Raw genomic sequence first — 18,925 nt, 5'->3', positions numbered from 1 at the left:
TCCTGCGGGCGGTTTTAATATCACTGTTACTTGTCGAACTTAAGCGACATCAGCGTTGCCTTAGCAGCATCCTGATATTGCGCCTCCAAATCCTTTGTCATATTAAATGCCACCTGCACCGCTTTATCGTTTTGCGATGTCATCAGCATCATATTCAGAATTTCAGTATCCGGGGCCTGGGAGCGGAAGGTAATCAGCCAGGCTTTATGCCCGTCCACCGTCACGGCTTCCGCCTGCGGTTTAAAGTTTGCCAGCATTTTCACCGTCGCCTCTTTTGCCATATCAATCTGTGAGGCGGGTAATGCGTGACGCCCGGCGCTAATCCCTAAAGAGGCTTTACCGCGTTCATCGCCGTAAATGACCTGTGGACGATTTTCGGAAGGGTATTTGATTTTCGCCATTTCATCAGACATAGGCGTCAGCGTTTGGGGAATTTCAAGACTTAATTTCAGCTGTGGAATATTTTTGCGTTCCATTTTTATTTCGGCATGGGCCGAAACTGCTACCATCATCACAAAAGATGCGGCAAGTACCTTATTAAAAATACCCATTTTTACCTCATGATTATTTGTTCACCATGAGAGTATATCGGCATCTTTTATTAAAAATTGCGCGTTAATCTATTTCAGAACAATCGTAAACGCGGATGGCGTGACACCATCCGCGTTTTTATTACACCGTAAACCCGAGCATCATGCCGGTATCTTCATGCTCCAGTAAGTGACAGTGCGCCATGTACGCCTGTTCTTTCGATGCCTCATGATCAAACTTCACCAGCACTTCGCTGACCCCGCCCTCCACTCTCACCGTATCTTTCCAGCCTGCACGATGCGCGGCAGGTGCCTGGCCGTTTTCACGCAGGATTCGGAACTGAGTACCGTGAATATGGAACGGATGCAGCATCATGTCGCCCTCGCCGGAAATGACCCAGCGCTCGTATTGACCTTTGGCGGCGGCAAACATCGGCACGTTCATATCAAACGCTTTGCCGTTGATCCGATTGGCATTGTGGAAATCAAACCCACCGCCGCCGTGATGCATGTTGCCCATGCTGCCGTGATCCATTTTCATGCCGCCGTGGCCCATCATATTGCCGTGGTCCATGCCGCCCCTGGCCTGCTTGCCGTATTTTTTCATCAGCGCCTGCATGCCCATCATGTCGAGCATCGGGTCCATGGAGAGCTGAAGCTTACGCTCAGTCAGACCATCAAGGGACGGGATGGCGGGCATAGGGACCAGTGAATCAGGCAATTTGCCGGAACCCGGAATGCCTACCGGTTGAATGCGCAGTACCGGCAGCGCGTTATCAAATGGCGCAATCGCCATTCCCATCTGGCTAACCGGCAGCGTGACGAGATCGAACGGCTTACCGTCACGCGCATCCACCAGCACCTCAAAACGTTCGCCCATCAACATGGGCAGCTCACTGACCTGCACCGGTTCCGGCAAAAAGCCGCCGTCGCTGGCGACAACGTACAGCGGACGTTTGTCGCTGGCGGCAAGCGTCAGTGAGCGCGCATTACAGCCATTAAGTAACCGTAGACGCAGCCAACCGCGCGGCGGCGCGTGCTGCGGATACTGGACACCGTTAGTCAACAGCGTATCGCCAAACCAGCCCACCGCGGCGCTCATGATATCCAGCTGGTAGTCTATCTCTCCGGCAGGCGTGAATTTTTTATCCTGCATGATCACCGGAATATCATCGATTCCCCACTGTTTGGGCAGCAACTGCATCTGACTGATATCGTCTTCAATGAGCACCAGCCCCGCCAGTCCCATGGCGACCTGATGGCCGGTTTTACCGTGCTGATGCGGGTGGAACCAACAGGTCGCGGCGCGTTGGGTCGGGGTAAAGGTGACCGTACGGCTAGCGCCCGGTTTAATTACTCCCTGCGGCCCACCGTCGACGTCTCCCGGCACTTCCAGACCATGCCAGTGCACGGTGGTCTCCTCCGGGAGATGGTTACGGATATTGACCGTAATGGCTTTGCCCTGCTTAAGCTTGATAGCGGGCCCTAATAGGTCGCCGTTATAGCCCCAGGTGGTGGCCGCTTTACCGGCAAATACGCTCTTCCCGGACTGTACATTCAGCAGGATCTGATTATTGGCGTCAGCGGTAAGCAAGGAAGGAATAGGCAGCGGGGTTCTCTCGGCGGCAAAGACCGCTCGACTCCACAGAGGCAAGGCGCTGGCGACGCTAATAGCGGCACCCAATTTGATAAAATCACGACGATGCATCGGTACATCCTTTTCGGCTGCTGGTGGTTATTTGAGCTTAAACCCTCCCCCTGCAGGAAGGTCAAGCATAAAGCGGTGAATAATGCTCCCCGTCCGCTTGGGAAGTATGTTAACGTGGAATATCGACGATGTAAGGTAGAAGAAATGAAGACGTTTTTCCGCACTGTACTGCTCGGATCGCTGCTGGCGATGTCCAGCTCCAGTTATGCATTAAGCGAGTCTGAAGCAGAAGATATGGCCGATCTCACGGCTGTGTTTGTGTTCCTGAAAAACGACTGCGGGTATCAGAATCTCCCCAACACGCAAATTCGTCGCGCCCTGGTTTTTTTCGCCCAGCAAAACCAGTGGGATCTTACTAACTACGATACGTTTAACATGAAGGCGCTTGGTGAAGACAGCTACCGCGATCTTAGCGGGATTGGCATTCCTACGGCGAAGAAGTGTAAAGCGCTGGCGCGTGATTCGTTAAGCCTGTTGGCCTACGTGAAGTAAGACGCGTGGCGGAGCCCTTAGGCTCCGCATGAATTAACGTTGCTGGACAAACTCGCGGTACGCCGCAACCACCTGCAGGAAATCCTCTACGCCGCAAAGAGACAGGCTTTCTTCGTCGTAGTAATTCATCCCGTCTTCCATCTCGTCGCCCGAAAACTCCAGCTGATTGGCGCGAACCATCACTTCCTCGCCGTCCAACCACAGAGTGTATTCATGTCCGGTGCGCTGCCATGAACGTTCGCTGCCTTTTACCGTACGCGCGGCCTGCTCGACTTCATCCAGCAGCGAGAGGTTATCTTTGACCTCTTCATTAAACCAGTGACCGACCACCTCGTGGCCCATCGACATACGTACTTTTACCCCTCCGGTAACGTCACGCAGAAATTCGTATTCCATGATCTCTTCCTCTACAAAGGCAATGCGTCACCGCTGCATTGTACCTATAGGTAATTATCGCAGTCTGGGGGAATAAAAAAAGCGTAGCGGGCGGCTAATGCAAAATAAAAAGCGTAAAAGGCAACCCCCTGTCCCTGTAGCCCGGCCAAGCGCAGCGCCGCCGGGAAGCCCCGGAGTCGGTGCTTGCACACCTCGTCCGGGCTACGGTTTAGACCGAGCCTGAGAATAAAAAAGGGCGACAGCCGAAACCCTCACCCTGTAGCCCGGCCAAGCGCAGCGCCGCCGGGAAGCCCCCGGAGTCGGTGCTTACGCACCTCGTCCGGGCTACGGTTTAGACCGAGCCTGAGAATAAAAAAGGGTGAGGGCCGAAACCCTCACCCTGTAGCCCGGCCAAGCGCAGCGCCGCCGGGAAGCCCCGGAGTCGGTGCTTACGCACCTCGTCCGGGCTACGGTAAACCGAGCCAAAGAATAAAAAAGGGCGAGAGTCGAAACCCTCACCCTTGTAGCCCGGCCAAGCGCAGCCGGGAAGCCCCCCGGAGTGGGTGCTTGCGCACCTCGTCCGGGCTACGGTTTAAACCGCGGTCTGGAAAATCACACCGTCAGCTTTTTCGGTGTACTCGGAAAGCTGGTCGAAGTTCAGATAACGGTAGGTATCCACCGCCGTCTTATCGACCTGCGCCACATAGGTCTGGTACTCATCCGGCGTTGGCAGCTTACCGATAAGCGCCGCGACGGCCGCCAGCTCTGCCGAAGCCAGGAAGACGTTAGCGCCGGTACCTAAACGGTTCGGGAAGTTACGGGTTGAGGTAGAAACCACCGTCGCACCGTCAGCTACGCGCGCCTGGTTACCCATACACAGGGAACAGCCAGGGATTTCAATACGCGCACCGCTCTTACCAAACACGCTGTAGTAACCTTCTTCGGTCAGCTGTGCCGCATCCATACGGGTTGGCGGAGCCACCCACAGACGGGTTGGCAGCTGGCCTTTATGGGTATCCAGCAGCTTACCGGCAGCACGGAAGTGACCGATGTTGGTCATGCAGGAGCCGATAAACACTTCGTCGATCTTCTCGCCCTGCACATCAGACAGCAGACGCGCATCGTCAGGATCGTTTGGCGCACATAGGATAGGTTCTTTGATGTCAGCCAGATCGATCTCGATCACCGCCGCATATTCTGCGTCAGCATCCGCTTCCAGCAGTTGCGGATCCGCCAGCCATTTTTCCATTCCCTGAACGCGACGTTCCAGCGTACGGCGATCGCCGTAACCTTCCGCGATCATCCACTTCAGCAGGACGATGTTAGAGGTCAGGTATTCAGTAATCGGCGCTTTATCGAGCTTAATGGTACAGCCCGCCGCAGAACGCTCAGCCGAAGCATCCGCCAGCTCAAATGCCTGCTCAACTTTCAGTTCAGGCAAGCCTTCGATTTCCAGGATGCGACCAGAGAAGATGTTTTTCTTCCCTTTTTTCTCAACGGTCAGCAGGCCTTCGCGGATGGCGTACAGCGGAATCGCGTGCACCAGATCGCGCAGGGTAATGCCCGGCTGCATTTTGCCTTTAAAGCGCACCAGCACAGATTCTGGCATGTCCAGCGGCATCACGCCGGTCGCTGCCGCAAACGCAACCAGACCGGAGCCTGCCGGGAAGGAAATCCCCACCGGGAAACGGGTATGGGAGTCCCCGCCGGTGCCGACGGTATCCGGCAGCAGCATACGGTTCAGCCACGAGTGGATAATGCCGTCGCCCGGACGCAGAGAAACACCGCCACGGTTCATAATAAAGTCAGGCAGCGTGTGGTGCGTCGTCACGTCAACCGGCTTCGGATAGGCCGCAGTGTGACAGAAAGACTGCATAACCAGATCGGCGGAGAAGCCCAGACAGGCCAGGTCTTTCAGCTCATCACGGGTCATTGGGCCGGTGGTGTCCTGAGAGCCTACCGAGGTCATTTTCGGTTCGCAATATTCGCCCGGGCGAATACCGGTCACGCCGCAGGCGCGGCCAACCATTTTCTGTGCCAGAGAGAAGCCTTTGTTGCTAGCCTCAACCGGTTTAGCGATACGGAACACGTCACTGTGCGGCAGGCCCAGCGCTTCACGCGCTTTAGTGGTCAGGCCACGACCGATAATCAGTGGGATACGACCGCCCGCACGCACTTCGTCAATCAGCACGTCGGTTTTCAGTTCGAATGTCGCCAGCAGTTCGTCGGTTTCGTGATTACGCACTTCGCCTTTGAATGGGTAAACGTCAATCACGTCGCCCATGTTCAGCTTATTCACGTCAACTTCGATTGGCAGCGCGCCCGCATCTTCCATGGTGTTAAAGAAGATTGGCGCAATTTTGCTGCCCAGCACCAGACCGCCACCGCGCTTGTTTGGCACGTGCGGAATATCGTCGCCCATGAACCACAATACGGAGTTAGTTGCTGATTTACGCGAAGAACCGGTGCCGACAACGTCGCCAACATACGCCAGCGGGAAGCCTTTTTTCTGCAACAATTCGATTTGCTTGATAGGGCCCACAACGCCTGGTTCATCCGGGCTAATGCCTTCACGGGCGTTTTTCAGCATCGCCAGCGCGTGCAGAGGGATATCCGGGCGAGACCATGCATCCGGGGCCGGAGACAGGTCATCGGTGTTGGTTTCACCGGTCACTTTGAACACGGTAACGGTAATTTTATCAGCAAGCTGTGGACGGTTCAGGAACCATTCGGCATCGGCCCAGGACTGAATAACCTGTTTGGCGAAGGTATTGCCCGCTTTCGCTTTCTCTTCTACGTCGTAGAAGTTATCGAACATCAGCAGCGTCTGAGACAGCGCTTTCGCAGCAATCGGTGCCAGCTTGGCATCGTCGAGCGCGTCAATCAGCGGATGAATGTTGTAACCACCCTGCATGGTGCCCAGCAGTTCGACGGCTTTTTCAGGAGTCACTAATGGGGAGGTGGCTTCGCCTTTCGCGATGGCTGCGAGGAAGCCCGCTTTAACATAGGCGGCTTCATCCACGCCCGGCGGTACACGATTGATTAACAGGTCTAGCAGGAATTCTTCTTCGCCAGCAGGCGGATTCTTCAGTAGCTCAACCAGGCCGGCCATTTGGGTTGCATCTAAGGGTTTGGCAACAATCCCTTGGGCGGCACGTTCAGCTACGTGCTCACGGTATTCTTTTAGCACGACGGTATCTCCTCGCTCTCATTGTCATATGCGGTCGGCGATCTCTTCACGCTCCTGTGAGACAGCAGTTTGTAGGGTAAAAGCCCGATACCGCGAGGGCCAGCATAGCAGGAATTCTGAAGGGTGTTAATCCGTTTACAAAAAAGCAACATTAAATATTTGCTGAATCGTTAATGTTGATATAACAGATTATAAAAAGCCTTTTTACGATGAAAAAAACCCATTCTTCCCGGGAGATTCATCGTTTTGTTACGACGTTATTACAGATAAGCAGGAATAAATGTGCCGCGTTGTCGTCGCTTTTGACCCAAGGCCCGCATCCTGGATTTATTTTTACACAGTCTGGATTCCTACCAATGGTAAAAATCCCTGCTTTAATCAAAAAATAAACAATAGCCTCATTATACTCGCGGCATATCCGACTCTGATACGGACAGCGTAGTTCTCTGGAGAACCACCATGAATTTGCCCACTAAGTCCTACTCAAGTATCGCGCTGATATGCTGCGGCGGGATACTCGCCGTCGCCGCCACGCTTTACCTTAAAAGCCGCGAGAACGTGACGCCTGATGCACCCCCTGCCGTTACCGTGGAAGCACCGGTTGCGCCACCGGTTGCAGCGCCTGCCGCACCGTTACCCACGCCGGTTGCGCCGCCGACGGTTGCGGCGACGTCCACTAACGCCCAACCTTATACCAAAGCGCAGATCACCCAATGGGTGGCCCCCATCGCGCTCTACCCTGACTCGCTGTTGTCACAGGTGCTGATGGCGTCAACCTATCCGGCAAGCGTTGTCCAGGCAGTTCAGTGGTCGAAGGATAATCCTACGATGCAGGGTGATGCCGCCATCCAGGCGGTTGCCGGGCAACCCTGGGATGCCAGCGTGAAATCCCTGGTCGCCTTCCCGCAGCTCACCGGCATGATGGGCGAAAACCCTGAATGGGTCGAAAATCTGGGTAACGCCTTCCTCGCGCAACCGCAGGACGTCATGGATGCCGTGCAGAGTTTACGCAAGCTGGCCCAGCAAACCGGGTCGCTCAAATCCAGCTATCAGCAAACGGTCACAACCAGTCGTGCACCAGCGCCGGCCGCCACCGTCAGCTCAAGCACCAGCTCGGTAGCTGCGCCGACCACCTCAGTCAGCAGCGAGCCCACGGTGATCCGCATTGAGTCCGCGAACCCCGAAGTGGTTTACGTGCCGAACTACAATCCAACGGTGGTTTACGGTAGCAACTGGCCTTATTCTTCCGCGCCGCCGGTTTATCTGCCGCCCCCTCCAGGGCAGCAGTTTGCCGACAGCTTTGTTCGCGGTTTTGGTTATAGCCTCGGCGTCGCCACTACCTACGCTATTTTCAGCAGTATCGATTGGGACGATGACGATCATCATCACCATGACGATCACCATCACGATGATGGCTACCATGGCGATGGCCGGGGCTATCAGCACAATGGCGATAACATCAATATTAACGTCAATAATTTCAACCGGATCTCAGGGGAAAACCACAGAGGGCAGAATTTCGCCTGGCAGCACAATTCCGCTTATCGCGGCAATGTGCCTTACCCAAACAATAACGTCGCGCAGCGCTTTCATCAGACTAACGTACCGGGTGGGTTAAGCTCCACGGGTGCAGTACTCCCTCGTGCAACGAATGCGTCCGGCGGCCTGAGTTACCCTAACCGGGACAACCAGCGACAGGCAGCAATGTCACAATTGCAGCAGCGCACCCGGAACGATAATTTTGCCCCAGTGTCGCCTACACGTGATGCCCAGCGCCGCGCCGCATCCCAGCAGTTAAGCCAGAAGGTACAGCGGGATAATTTCCGTGGCTATGACGCGCCGGTTAACCGCGCTCAGCGCCTGACGCCACAAAATCGTCCATCACAGGCGCATAACACACCGCCTCGTGCTGCGGCGCAGCGCATGCAGCAGTCGAATCTGAATGCTCCCCAGCGCCGCGCTAACAATGACGCGTCCCGTTTTAGAACGGAACAGCGCAACACAACGCCGCTACGCAGTGAAGGACGACGCAGCAGCGCCCTTAGCGGCAACGAAAGCCGGGCGCCAAACTGGCAAGCACAGCAGTCCCGCGGCCTACAAAGCCGTCAGGCTTCCGGTCTCAGTCGAGAACGCCAGACTCGAGAATTTCAGGGTAATCGTGCATCCAGCGTAGGCAGCGAACGAAATGGCGGCGGGCTTTCCGGGCACCGAGAGTTCCACCGACGCTAGAGGATAATGTGATGAAAAAGCAGATTAAAATAGCCTTGCTGGCGCTTGCCATGTCCCCCCTGATGAGCTTTGCTCAACAGAGTTTTAGCAGCCCCGACCTGGCAGCCAGCGCGTTGGTGAATGCGGTGAAGAACAAAGATCATGCGGCATTAGGTCAACTGCTCGGCGATGACTGGCAGCAGTTTTTACCGCCGGATGGCGTTGACCCGGAGGCGGTAGACCGTTTCCTGCGTGACTGGAAACTTAACCACCACGTTGTTATCAGCGCCAATACCGCCTGGCTGGACGTCGGCAACGACGGCTGGCGCCTTCCTATCCCAATGGAAAAAAACGATCAAGGCTGGATGTTTAATATCGCCGCCGGAGAAGACGAGATTCAGACCCGTGCCATTGGCCGTAATGAGCTTTCGGCCATTCAGGCTATGCACGCCTATGTCGATGCGCAGCAGGATTATTACCGGTTAAACCACACCTGGGCGAAAAAAATCATCAGCACCGAAGGCAAGAAAGATGGGCTTTACTGGCCTATCACGCCGGGAGAAGTACCGAGCCCTCTCGGGCCGAACTTTAGTCCCTCAGTGCCGGGCGAAGGCTACCACGGATACCGTTTCCGCATTATTAGCACCGGCGATAAAGGGGATGTGGCCCTGCTGGCCTGGCCGGTTAAATGGGGTGAGACCGGCATAATGAGCTTTACGGTGAGTCAGGACGATCGGGTTTATGAAGCGGATTTGGGGGCGGAGACTGAGCAAAAAGCCTTAGCGATAGATTCACTCTCACCTGATTCCAGCGCGGGCTGGAAAGTGTCAGCAGAGCCCTCTCATCATCCATAATATGATTACGCTTACGGGTACGCCGGTACCCTTTTAGCCTGCCAATCTCGCGACAATCTTCGCTACAGATAGGCAAACCCATGAAATATCAGCATAAAAAAAGCGGCCATTAAGCCGCTTTTTTATGGAAACCCAGACGAGGCGCTAGCCGACGCCGGGATGACCGTGCGTTACCCGGCGTCGCTATGCTCGGCCGGGCGACGAGTCAGAAGATTACTTCTTCTTCGCTTTCGCGTTTGGCAGGTCGGTAATGCTACCTTCAAAGATTTCTGCTGCCAGGCCCACGGACTCATGCAGAGTCGGGTGCGCGTGGATAGTCAGCGCGATATCTTCAGCATCACAACCCATTTCGATAGCCAGACCGATTTCACCCAGCAGCTCGCCGCCGTTGGTACCGACAATCGCACCACCGATAACACGGTGAGATTCTTTGTCGAAGATCAGTTTGGTCACGCCGTCTGCGCAGTCGGAAGCGATAGCACGGCCAGAAGCAGCCCACGGGAAGGTGGCGGTTTCATAGCTGATACCTTTCTCTTTCGCTTCTTTCTCAGTCAGACCAACCCAGGCAACTTCCGGATCGGTATACGCAATCGAAGGAATCACTTTCGGATCGAAGTAGTGTTTCTGACCTGCGATAACTTCAGCAGCAACGTGGCCTTCGTGAACACCTTTGTGCGCCAGCATTGGCTGACCGACGATATCGCCGATGGCAAAGATGTGCGGTACGTTGGTACGCAGCTGTTTGTCGACGCGAATGAAGCCACGGTCGTCAACTTCTACGCCAGCTTTGCCTGCGTCGAGGTTTTTACCGTTCGGTACGCGACCGATAGCCACCAGTACGGCGTCATAACGCTGTGCTTCTGCAGGTGCTTTTTTGCCTTCCATGGAAACGTAGATACCGTCTTCTTTTGCTTCAACGGCGGTCACTTTGGTTTCCAGCATCAGGTTGAATTTCTTGCTGATGCGTTTGGTGAAGACTTTAACGATATCTTTGTCAGCAGCCGGGATAACCTGGTCGAACATTTCAACCACGTCAATCTCTGAACCCAGCGCATGGTACACGGTACCCATTTCCAGACCGATAATACCGCCGCCCATAACCAGCAGGCGTTTTGGTACTTCTTTCAGTTCCAGCGCGTCAGTGGAGTCCCATACGCGTGGATCTTCGTGTGGAATAAATGGCAGTTCGATCGGACGGGAACCCGCCGCGATGATCGCGTTGTCGAAGTTGATCACGGTTTTACCGTTCTCACCTTCCACTTCCAGGGTGTTTGCCCCGGTGAATTTACCCAGACCGTTTACCACTTTCACTTTACGGCCTTTCGCCATACCAGCCAGACCGCCGGTCAGTTGAGTGATAACTTTCTCTTTCCAGGTACGAATTTTGTCGATATCGGTTTTCGGCTCGCCGAAGACGATACCGTGGTCAGCCAGTGATTTGGCTTCTTCGATAACTTTTGCTACGTGCAGCAGTGCTTTAGAAGGGATACAGCCAACGTTCAGACAAACACCGCCCAGGGTGCTGTAACGTTCTACAATGACGGTCTCCAGACCTAAATCCGCGCAACGGAAGGCAGCAGAATAGCCTGCCGGGCCCGCCCCAAGTACCACGACCTGAGTTTTAATTTCAGTGCTCATCATGACCTCTATCATTTGTATCCGGCGGTCTGACGTTATTGTTATGACGCCCATCTTCCACCGGGTCGTTCTATCCGCAAGTATTTTACAAAATTGTTAACAATTTTGAAACAACAAACGGCAACCGATTTGTCTTTAGCACGATAACCTCATTAACTTCATGAGATTACCAGAAAAAAGCCGGCCGTCGGGCCGGCTTTTTCACTTACATCACCAGACGGCGAATGTCAGACAGCGTGTTGTTGATGATGGTAATGAAACGAGCACCATCAGCACCGTCAATCACGCGGTGGTCGAAGGACAGAGAAATCGGCATCATCAGACGCGGAGTAAACTCTTTACCATTCCACACCGGCTCAATGGCGGATTTAGAAACGCCGAGGATAGCCACTTCAGGCGCGTTAACAATCGGAGCGAAGTGGGTAGTACCCAGGCCGCCGATGCTGGAGATAGTGAAGCAACCGCCCTGCATTTCGCCAGCCGTCAGCTTACCATCACGCGCTTTCTTAGAGATCGTCGTCAGTTCACGAGACAGCTCGGTGATGCTCTTCTTGTTCACGTCTTTAAAGACCGGAACAACCAGACCATTCGGGGTATCAACCGCCACACCGATGTTGATGTATTTCTTCAGCGTCAGGCGCTGACCGTCTTCGGACAGAGAACTGTTGAAGCGTGGCATCTGTTCCAGAGCGGCAGCAACGGCTTTCATGATGAAGACCACTGGGGTGAATTTCACGTCCAGTTTACGCTTCTCAGCTTCGGCGTTCTGCTGTTTACGGAACGCTTCCAGATCGGTGATATCGGTTTTGTCGAAGTGCGTAACGTGCGGGATCATCACCCAGTTACGGCTCAGGTTCGCACCGGAGATTTTCTGGATACGACCCAGTTCCACTTCTTCGATTTCACCAAACTTGCTGAAGTCAACTTTCGGCCAAGGCAGCATGCCCGGAATACCGCCGCCAGCCGCAGCTGTCGGTGCAGATTCCGCGCGCTTAACCGCTTCTTTCACGTAAGCCTGAACGTCTTCGCGCAGGATACGACCTTTACGGCCAGTCCCTTTCACTTTCGCCAGGTTCACACCGAATTCGCGCGCCAGGCGACGAATCAGCGGAGTCGCGTGAACATAAGCGTCGTTTTCTGCGAAGTCAGATTTACCTTCCGCTTTTGCAGCTGGCGCTGCTGGCTTCTCAGCTTTCGCCGCAGGAGCCGGTGCCGCCGCTTCCTGTTTAGCCGGAGCGGCCGCAGGTGCTGCGCCTTCAACTTCGAAGATCATAATCAGGGAGCCGGTTGACACTTTGTCGCCGGTGTTGATTTTGATCTCTTTCACGGTGCCCGCGAACGGTGCCGGAACTTCCATAGAGGCTTTGTCGCCTTCTACGGTGATAAGTGACTGCTCAGCGGCAATTTTATCGCCCACTTTCACCATCACTTCAGTAACTTCAACTTCGTCACCGCCGATATCCGGTACGTTCACTTCTTTGGAACCAGATGCTGCCGGAGCCGCTGCGGCTGCCGGTGCAGCAGCCTGAGCTGGTGCCGCCGCTGGCGCGCTAGCTGCGACTTCAAAGATCATAATCAGCGAGCCGGTAGACACTTTGTCGCCGGTGTTGATTTTGATCTCTTTCACGGTACCCGCGAACGGAGCCGGAACTTCCATAGAGGCTTTGTCGCCTTCTACGGTGATAAGCGACTGCTCAGCGGTAACGGTGTCGCCAACCTTGACCAGAATCTCAGTGACTTCAACTTCGTCACCGCCGATATCAGGCACGTTAACTTCTTTCGCTGCCGCGGCTGCTGCTGGTGCAGCTGCCGGAGCGGCTTCTTTCTTCTCTTCTGCCTTGGCAGGTGCAGCATCAGCTGCACCGTCGGCGGAATCGAAAATCATGATAAGTGCACCGGTCTCGGTTTTGTCGCCAACAGAGACTTTGATCTCTTTAACGACGCCAGCCTGTGGAGACGGGACTTCCATAGAGGCTTTATCGCCTTCTACGGTGATCAGCGACTGTTCAGCTTCAACCTTGTCGCCTACTTTGACCAGGATCTCGGTGATTTCAACTTCATCAGCCCCGATGTCCGGTACATTGATTTCGATAGCCATGTTTCTTTTACCTCTTACGCCAGACGCGGGTTAACTTTTTCTGCATCGATGTTGAATTTAGTGATGGCATCAGCAACCACTTTCTTATCGATTTCGCCACGTTTAGCCAGTTCGCCCAGTGCCGCTACAACCACGTAAGAAGCATCAACTTCGAAGTGGTGACGCAGATTTTCACGGCTGTCAGAGCGGCCAAAGCCGTCGGTACCCAGTACGCGGTAGTCATCAGCCGGTACATAAGTACGAACCTGCTCAGCAAACAGTTTCATATAGTCAGTGGAAGCTACCGCTGGAGCGTCGTTCATCACCTGAGCAATGTACGGAACGCGCGGAGTATCCATTGGGTGCAGCATGTTCCAGCGCTCACAATCCTGGCCATCACGCGCCAGTTCGGTGAAGGAAGTCACGCTATAAACGTCAGAACCTACGCCGTAGTCTTTCGCCAGGATCTGCGCTGCTTCACGGACGTGACGCAGGATAGAGCCTGAACCCAGCAGCTGAACTTTACCTTTGCTACCTTCGAGGGTTTCGAGTTTGTAGATACCTTTACGGATACCTTCCTCGGCACCTGCTGGCATTGCCGGCATGTGATAGTTTTCGTTCAGGGTGGTGATGTAGTAGTAAACGTTCTCTTGTTTCTCACCGTACATACGTTCCAGACCATCATGCATGATGACCGCAACTTCGTACGCGTAAGACGGATCGTAAGAGATACAGTTCGGGATAGTCAGAGACTGAATATGGCTGTGGCCATCTTCGTGCTGCAGACCTTCGCCGTTAAGCGTTGTACGACCGGAAGTACCACCGACCAGGAAGCCACGAGCCTGTTGGTCGCCAGCCTGCCAGCACAGGTCACCGATACGCTGGAAACCGAACATTGAGTAATAAATGTAGAACGGAATCATCGGCAGGTTGTTGGTGCTGTAAGAAGTCGCAGCCGCCAGCCAGGATGCGCCAGCACCCAGTTCGTTGATACCTTCCTGCAGAATCTGGCCTTTCTCGTCTTCTTTGTAGTAGGCAACCTGCTCGCGGTCCTGCGGGGTGTACTGCTGACCGTTCGGGCTGTAGATACCAATCTGACGGAACAGACCTTCCATACCAAAGGTACGCGCTTCATCGGCGATGATCGGCACGAGGCGGTCTTTGATGGATTTGTTCTTCAGCATCACGTTCAGAGCACGAACGAACGCGATAGTGGTAGAAATTTCTTTGTTCTGCTCTTCCAGCAGCGGGCCGAAATCTTCCAGAGTCGGCAGCTCAAGCTTCTCATCGAAGTTAGGCTGACGGCTCGGCAGGTAGCCGTGCAGTTTTTCACGCTGGGCGTGCAGATAGGTATGTTCTTCCGAACCTTCCGGGAAGGTCAGGTAAGACAGGTTTTCAACCTGCTCATCGGTCACTGGAACGTTGAAACGGTCGCGAATGTAGCGCACGCCGTCCATGTTCATTTTCTTAACCTGGTGAGCGATGTTTTTACCTTCAGCGGTGTCACCCATGCCGTAACCTTTGATGGTATGGGCGAGGATTACGGTGGCTTTGCCTTTGGTTTCCTGTGCTTTTTTCAGTGCAGCATAGACTTTCTTCGGATCGTGACCACCACGGTTCAGGGCCCAGATCTGCTCGTCAGTCCAGTCAGCAACCAGCGCTGCGGTTTCTGGATATTTACCGAAGAAGTGCTCACGTACGTAAGCGCCATCTTTGGATTTGAAGGTCTGGTAGTCACCGTCAACGGTTTCTTCCATCAGCTGGATCAGTTTACCGCTGGTGTCTTTACGCAGCAGCTCATCCCAACGACCGCCCCAGATAACCTTGATAACGTTCCAGCCAGCACCGCTAAAGATACCTTCCAGTTCGTTAATGATTTTGCCATTACCGGTAACCGGGCCATCAAGGCGCTGCAGGTTACAGTTGATGACGAAGACCAGGTTGTCCAGTTTTTCACGGGTAGCGATGGTAATCGCACCTTTAGATTCTGGCTCATCCATCTCGCCGTCGCCCAGGAAGGCGTAAACGGTTTGCTTAGAGGTATCTTTCAGGCCACGGTGTTCCAGATATTTCAGGAATTTAGCCTGGTAGATTGCACCGATTGGGCCCAGACCCATAGAAACGGTCGGGAACTGCCAGAAGGTTGGCATCAGTTTCGGGTGCGGGTAAGAAGACAGACCTTTACCGTGAACTTCCTGACGGAAGTTGTTCATCTGCTCTTCGGTCAGACGGCCTTCCAGGAATGCACGTGCGTATACGCCCGGGGAGATGTGACCCTGGAAGTACACCAGATCGCCGCCATCTTGTTCGTTGCGAGCGCGGAAGAAGTGGTTGAAACACACTTCATAGAAAGTCGCTGAAGACTGGAATGAAGCCATGTGGCCGCCCAGCTCGAGGTCTTTTTTAGACGCACGCAGCACGGTCATGATGGCATTCCAGCGGATAGCAGAACGAATACGACGCTCCAGCTCCAGATTGCCCGGGTATTCCGGTTCATCTTCAACGGCAATAGTGTTGACGTAACCGCTCGCCCCTGCACCAGCAGCTACCTGAACGCCGCCTTTGCGTGCTTCAGAAAGCAGTTGGTCGACCAGATACTGAGCACGCTCAACACCTTCTTCACGGATGACCGATTCGATCGCCTGTAGCCAGTCGCGAGTTTCGATCGGATCCACGTCATTTTGTAAACGTTCTGACATGGGGGTATTCCTTATCTATCTAATACGTTGAGTTATCTGGAACCTGTCCCATTGTGTTCTTTGTTCTTCATAATTCGGGCTGTCTCTTTGTTGGCTGCGCACTACTCGCACCAGTCACATAGTTCACTATGCTCCTGGCGACTCGCGCGCTTGCCGCCGCGATACAACCCAAATTATTTTGAACAACTAAGAGCACAATAAGACAGGTTCTGCGTTTAGTTGCCGCGCGTTAAATAGCGCTTTATTTACAACATCTTCTGGTTAACTTGCTGCCAGAAAAATCATTAATTCTTGCGTTGCTCCAGGCGGCGTAAGGCGCGTTCACGACGGCTTTCCTCACGGCTTCGGTCCAGGAGAATTTCTTCGATAAACGCCAGGTGACGATGGGACGCTTCACGCGCCTCCTCCGGCTTGCCGGCGACAATCGCTTCAAAAATACGGCTTCGGTGACTGCTGACTAACGGCAGCATCTCGCGACGCGCGTACAACAATTCAAAGTTCTGACGGACGTTTTGCGCCAGCATCGGCTCCATACAGCGTAGTAAATGGAGCAACACCACGTTATGCGCCGCTTCAGTGACCGCGATTTGATACTGGAGAACCGCATCAGACTCGCCGTCAAGGTCGCCGGACTGTTGAGCAAGCTCGATGGCATGGTGGAGTTCACGGATACGCGTTTTGTCTTCATCCGTGCTACGTAATGCCGCGTAATAAGCGGCAATACCTTCCAACGCATGGCGCGTTTCAAGCAGGTCAAACTGGGATTCAGGATGGTCGGAGAGCAGTTCTACCAGTGGATCGCTAAAACTCTGCCACAGGCTGCTCTGAACAAAAGTGCCACCACCCTGACGACGCAGCAGTAACCCCTTCGCTTCAAGACGTTGAATCGCCTCGCGTAAGGAGGGGCGGGAGACGTCAAACTGTTTTGCCAGTTCGCGTTCCGGGGGAAGTTTTTCTCCAGGGCGTAATGTGCCCTCAAGGATTAAAAACTCCAGCTGCTGCTCAATCACATCGGAGAGTTTTGGTTGGCGAATTTTGCTGTAGGCCATGATTTCCTGTCTTAAGCCATTTGCCCGGAGTCAATTGGTCTTACCAATTTCATGTTCTTGACGCTAAAGTAACAAAGTATTCACCTTCTGTCCATACAGGTTTTGATTGAAATCAGTAAACCGGGCACTTTTTAACAACATTACAGAAATGATGTTTCAGAATTGTAACCTTGCACAAAAAATAGATTTACCTATAAAGAAGTACAATTAACGTAATAAAAACAAATTTAAGCAAACTGAACCGTTTCAATATCGCCATAGATGAATATATTTTCATTTATTTGCCTAAATATTCATTTTTATAGCGATGTTAAATTTGTTCCAGCGCGTGACAATTGTCCGCTTTTTATCCAACCCCGCTTCATCCCTGCATAAAGCAGGTGCATTCCGCCGCGCTTACCACTATTCTGCTCATGACGAAAGAGCCTTACCTCTTTTTAAGAAATGCATTTTGTAAACAAAACAATACAGAAAACGGAATTTCTTAAGTACATACGCACAACAGCGTCACGATAATAACCACACACGAGGTTTCACAATGGAAGGTCAACAGCAAGGCTCCCAGCTTAAGCGCGGCCTTAAGAACCGCCATATACAGCTTATCGCTCTGGGCGGCGCTATCGGCACAGGTCTGTTTCTCGGCAGCGCCTCCGTCATTCAATCGGCAGGCCCGGGAATTATTCTCGGCTACGCCATCGCCGGTTTTATCGCCTTTTTGATCATGCGCCAGCTGGGTGAAATGGTCGTAGAGGAGCCGGTTGCTGGCTCCTTTAGCCACTTCGCCTATAAATACTGGGGCAATTTTGCAGGCTTCGCCTCCGGCTGGAACTACTGGGTACTGTATGTTTTAGTTGCCATGGCTGAGCTCACGGCGGTCGGAAAGTACATTCAATTCTGGTGGCCTGAGATTCCAACCTGGGTTTCAGCGGCTGTCTTCTTTATTGCCATTAACGCCATCAACCTGACCAACGTGAAAGTGTTCGGTGAGATGGAGTTCTGGTTTGCGATAATCAAAGTCATTGCCGTTATCGCCATGATCCTGTTCGGTGCGTGGTTGCTGTTCAGCGACACCGCAGGCCCACAGGCGACCGTACGCAACCTGTGGGAACAGGGCGGCTTCCTGCCTCATGGCTGGACTGGTCTGGTGATGATGATGGCAATCATTATGTTCTCCTTCGGCGGCCTGGAGCTGGTTGGGATCACGGCGGCGGAAGCCGATAACCCTGAGCAGAGCATTCCTAAAGCCACCAACCAGGTTATCTACCGTATCCTGATTTTCTATGTTGGCTCACTGTCAATTCTGCTCTCCTTAATGCCGTGGACGCGCGTCACCGCCGACACCAGCCCGTTCGTCCTGATCTTCCATGAACTGGGCGACTCGTTTGTGGCTAACGCCCTGAACATCGTGGTACTGACCGCGGCGCTGTCCGTTTACAACAGCTGCGTATACTGTAATAGCCGTATGCTGTTCGGCCTAGCGCAGCAAGGCAATGCGCCGAAAGCGCTGCTCAACGTCGACAAACGTGGCGTACCGGTAACGACCATTCTGGTTTCTGCCGTGGTCACCGCGCTGTGCGTACTGATTAACTACCTGGCACCGGAGTCTGCTTTCGGTCTGCTGATGGCGCTGGTGGTCTCCGCACTGGTGATCAACTGGGCGATGATAAGCCTCGCGCACCTGAAGTTCCGCAAAGCCAAGCAGCAGCAAGGGGTAACTACACGCTTCCCTGCACTGCTCTACCCGCTGGGTAACTGGATCTGCCTGTTATTTATGGCGGCGGTACTGGTCATCATGGTGATGACACCGGGTATGGCGATCTCGGTGTGGCTGATTCCGGTGTGGATCGTCATTCTGGGCATCGGCTTTATGTTTAAACAGAAAACGGCCAAAACCGCAAAAGCACATTAATACGGCTTAGCGGGTGGTTATTGTGAGCTATGCGCCATCAGGCACAACCGCGCACAATGCCGGATGGCGGCTTTGCCTTATCCGGCCTACTAGCTTTGAGTTGTAGATACTGTTATCGCCTGCAAGCATTTTTATTTCCCGCAGTCACGGATTGCAGGCACGACCACCCACAGCGCCGTCTGGCGCTGTTTTTCTT

12 protein-coding genes are annotated in these 18,925 nt (G+C 53.7%); 4 read left to right on the top strand and 8 right to left on the bottom strand.

What is annotated here, in order from left to right; translation table 11 throughout:
* Positions 1-26 precede the first annotated feature (26 nt).
* Positions 27-476 (bottom strand): hypothetical protein, encoded by a 450-nt coding sequence (locus ACIPDS_RS19375; RefSeq protein WP_400739327.1) that lies wholly within the window; start codon positions 474-476, stop codon positions 27-29.
* A 196-nt stretch (positions 477-672) separates the two neighbouring features.
* The gene (gene cueO, locus ACIPDS_RS19370) at positions 673-2,238 is read right to left on the bottom strand and encodes a multicopper oxidase CueO (protein WP_400739324.1); all 1,566 of its coding nucleotides are present in this window, start codon (positions 2,236-2,238) and stop codon (positions 673-675) included.
* A 144-nt stretch (positions 2,239-2,382) separates the two neighbouring features.
* Between cueO and ACIPDS_RS19365 the strand changes: the two genes are divergently transcribed.
* A complete protein-coding gene (locus ACIPDS_RS19365; protein ID WP_166516305.1) occupies positions 2,383-2,730 on the top strand; it encodes a YacC family pilotin-like protein in 348 nt (115 codons plus the stop codon).
* A gap of 33 nt (positions 2,731-2,763) precedes the next feature.
* On the opposite strand, the gene yacL is transcribed toward ACIPDS_RS19365, so the two are convergent.
* The gene (gene yacL, locus ACIPDS_RS19360; protein ID WP_400739320.1) at positions 2,764-3,126 is read right to left on the bottom strand and encodes a protein YacL; all 363 of its coding nucleotides are present in this window, start codon (positions 3,124-3,126) and stop codon (positions 2,764-2,766) included.
* Between the two features lie 571 nt (positions 3,127-3,697).
* Positions 3,698-6,295, bottom strand: coding sequence for a bifunctional aconitate hydratase 2/2-methylisocitrate dehydratase (gene acnB, locus ACIPDS_RS19355; protein ID WP_400739317.1), 2,598 nt, complete (start codon positions 6,293-6,295; stop codon positions 3,698-3,700).
* Positions 6,296-6,754: 459 nt separating this feature from the next.
* Here acnB and ACIPDS_RS19350 point away from each other — a divergent pair, with 459 nt between their 5' ends.
* The gene (locus ACIPDS_RS19350; RefSeq protein WP_400739314.1) at positions 6,755-8,524 is read left to right on the top strand and encodes a DUF3300 domain-containing protein; all 1,770 of its coding nucleotides are present in this window, start codon (positions 6,755-6,757) and stop codon (positions 8,522-8,524) included.
* Positions 8,525-8,535: 11 nt separating this feature from the next.
* Entirely contained in the window at positions 8,536-9,357 is an 822-nt protein-coding gene (locus ACIPDS_RS19345; RefSeq protein WP_400739311.1) for a DUF2950 family protein, read from the top strand.
* A 213-nt stretch (positions 9,358-9,570) separates the two neighbouring features.
* On the opposite strand, the gene lpdA is transcribed toward ACIPDS_RS19345, so the two are convergent.
* From lpdA to pdhR, 4 genes are all read right to left on the bottom strand, one after another.
* Positions 9,571-10,995: a dihydrolipoyl dehydrogenase gene (gene lpdA, locus ACIPDS_RS19340; RefSeq protein ID WP_166516499.1), complete on the bottom strand. Its 1,425-nt coding sequence runs from the start codon at positions 10,993-10,995 to the stop codon at positions 9,571-9,573.
* A gap of 205 nt (positions 10,996-11,200) precedes the next feature.
* Positions 11,201-13,093, bottom strand: a complete 1,893-nt coding sequence (gene aceF / locus ACIPDS_RS19335) for a pyruvate dehydrogenase complex dihydrolipoyllysine-residue acetyltransferase (RefSeq protein ID WP_400739308.1) — start codon at positions 13,091-13,093, stop codon at positions 11,201-11,203.
* A 14-nt stretch (positions 13,094-13,107) separates the two neighbouring features.
* On the bottom strand, positions 13,108-15,771 hold the full coding sequence (aceE, locus tag ACIPDS_RS19330) for a pyruvate dehydrogenase (acetyl-transferring), homodimeric type (protein ID WP_166516311.1): 2,664 nt from the start codon (positions 15,769-15,771) through the stop codon (positions 13,108-13,110).
* Positions 15,772-16,055: 284 nt separating this feature from the next.
* The gene (pdhR, locus tag ACIPDS_RS19325) at positions 16,056-16,820 is read right to left on the bottom strand and encodes a pyruvate dehydrogenase complex transcriptional repressor PdhR (RefSeq protein WP_062772005.1); all 765 of its coding nucleotides are present in this window, start codon (positions 16,818-16,820) and stop codon (positions 16,056-16,058) included.
* A gap of 538 nt (positions 16,821-17,358) precedes the next feature.
* On the opposite strand from pdhR, the gene aroP reads away from it, so the two are divergent.
* Positions 17,359-18,729 carry an aromatic amino acid transporter AroP gene (aroP, locus tag ACIPDS_RS19320; RefSeq protein WP_400739303.1) on the top strand — a complete coding sequence of 457 codons (1,371 nt, stop codon included), beginning with the start codon at positions 17,359-17,361 and terminating at the stop codon, positions 18,727-18,729.
* Positions 18,730-18,925 lie beyond the last annotated feature (196 nt).

This window comes from Kluyvera sp. NPDC087067 (assembly GCF_044745165.1).
Classification (GTDB): Bacteria; Pseudomonadota; Gammaproteobacteria; order Enterobacterales; family Enterobacteriaceae; genus Kluyvera.
Note: the sequence above shows the minus strand (reverse complement) of the source record. Positions and strands in the feature narration are given on the sequence as shown.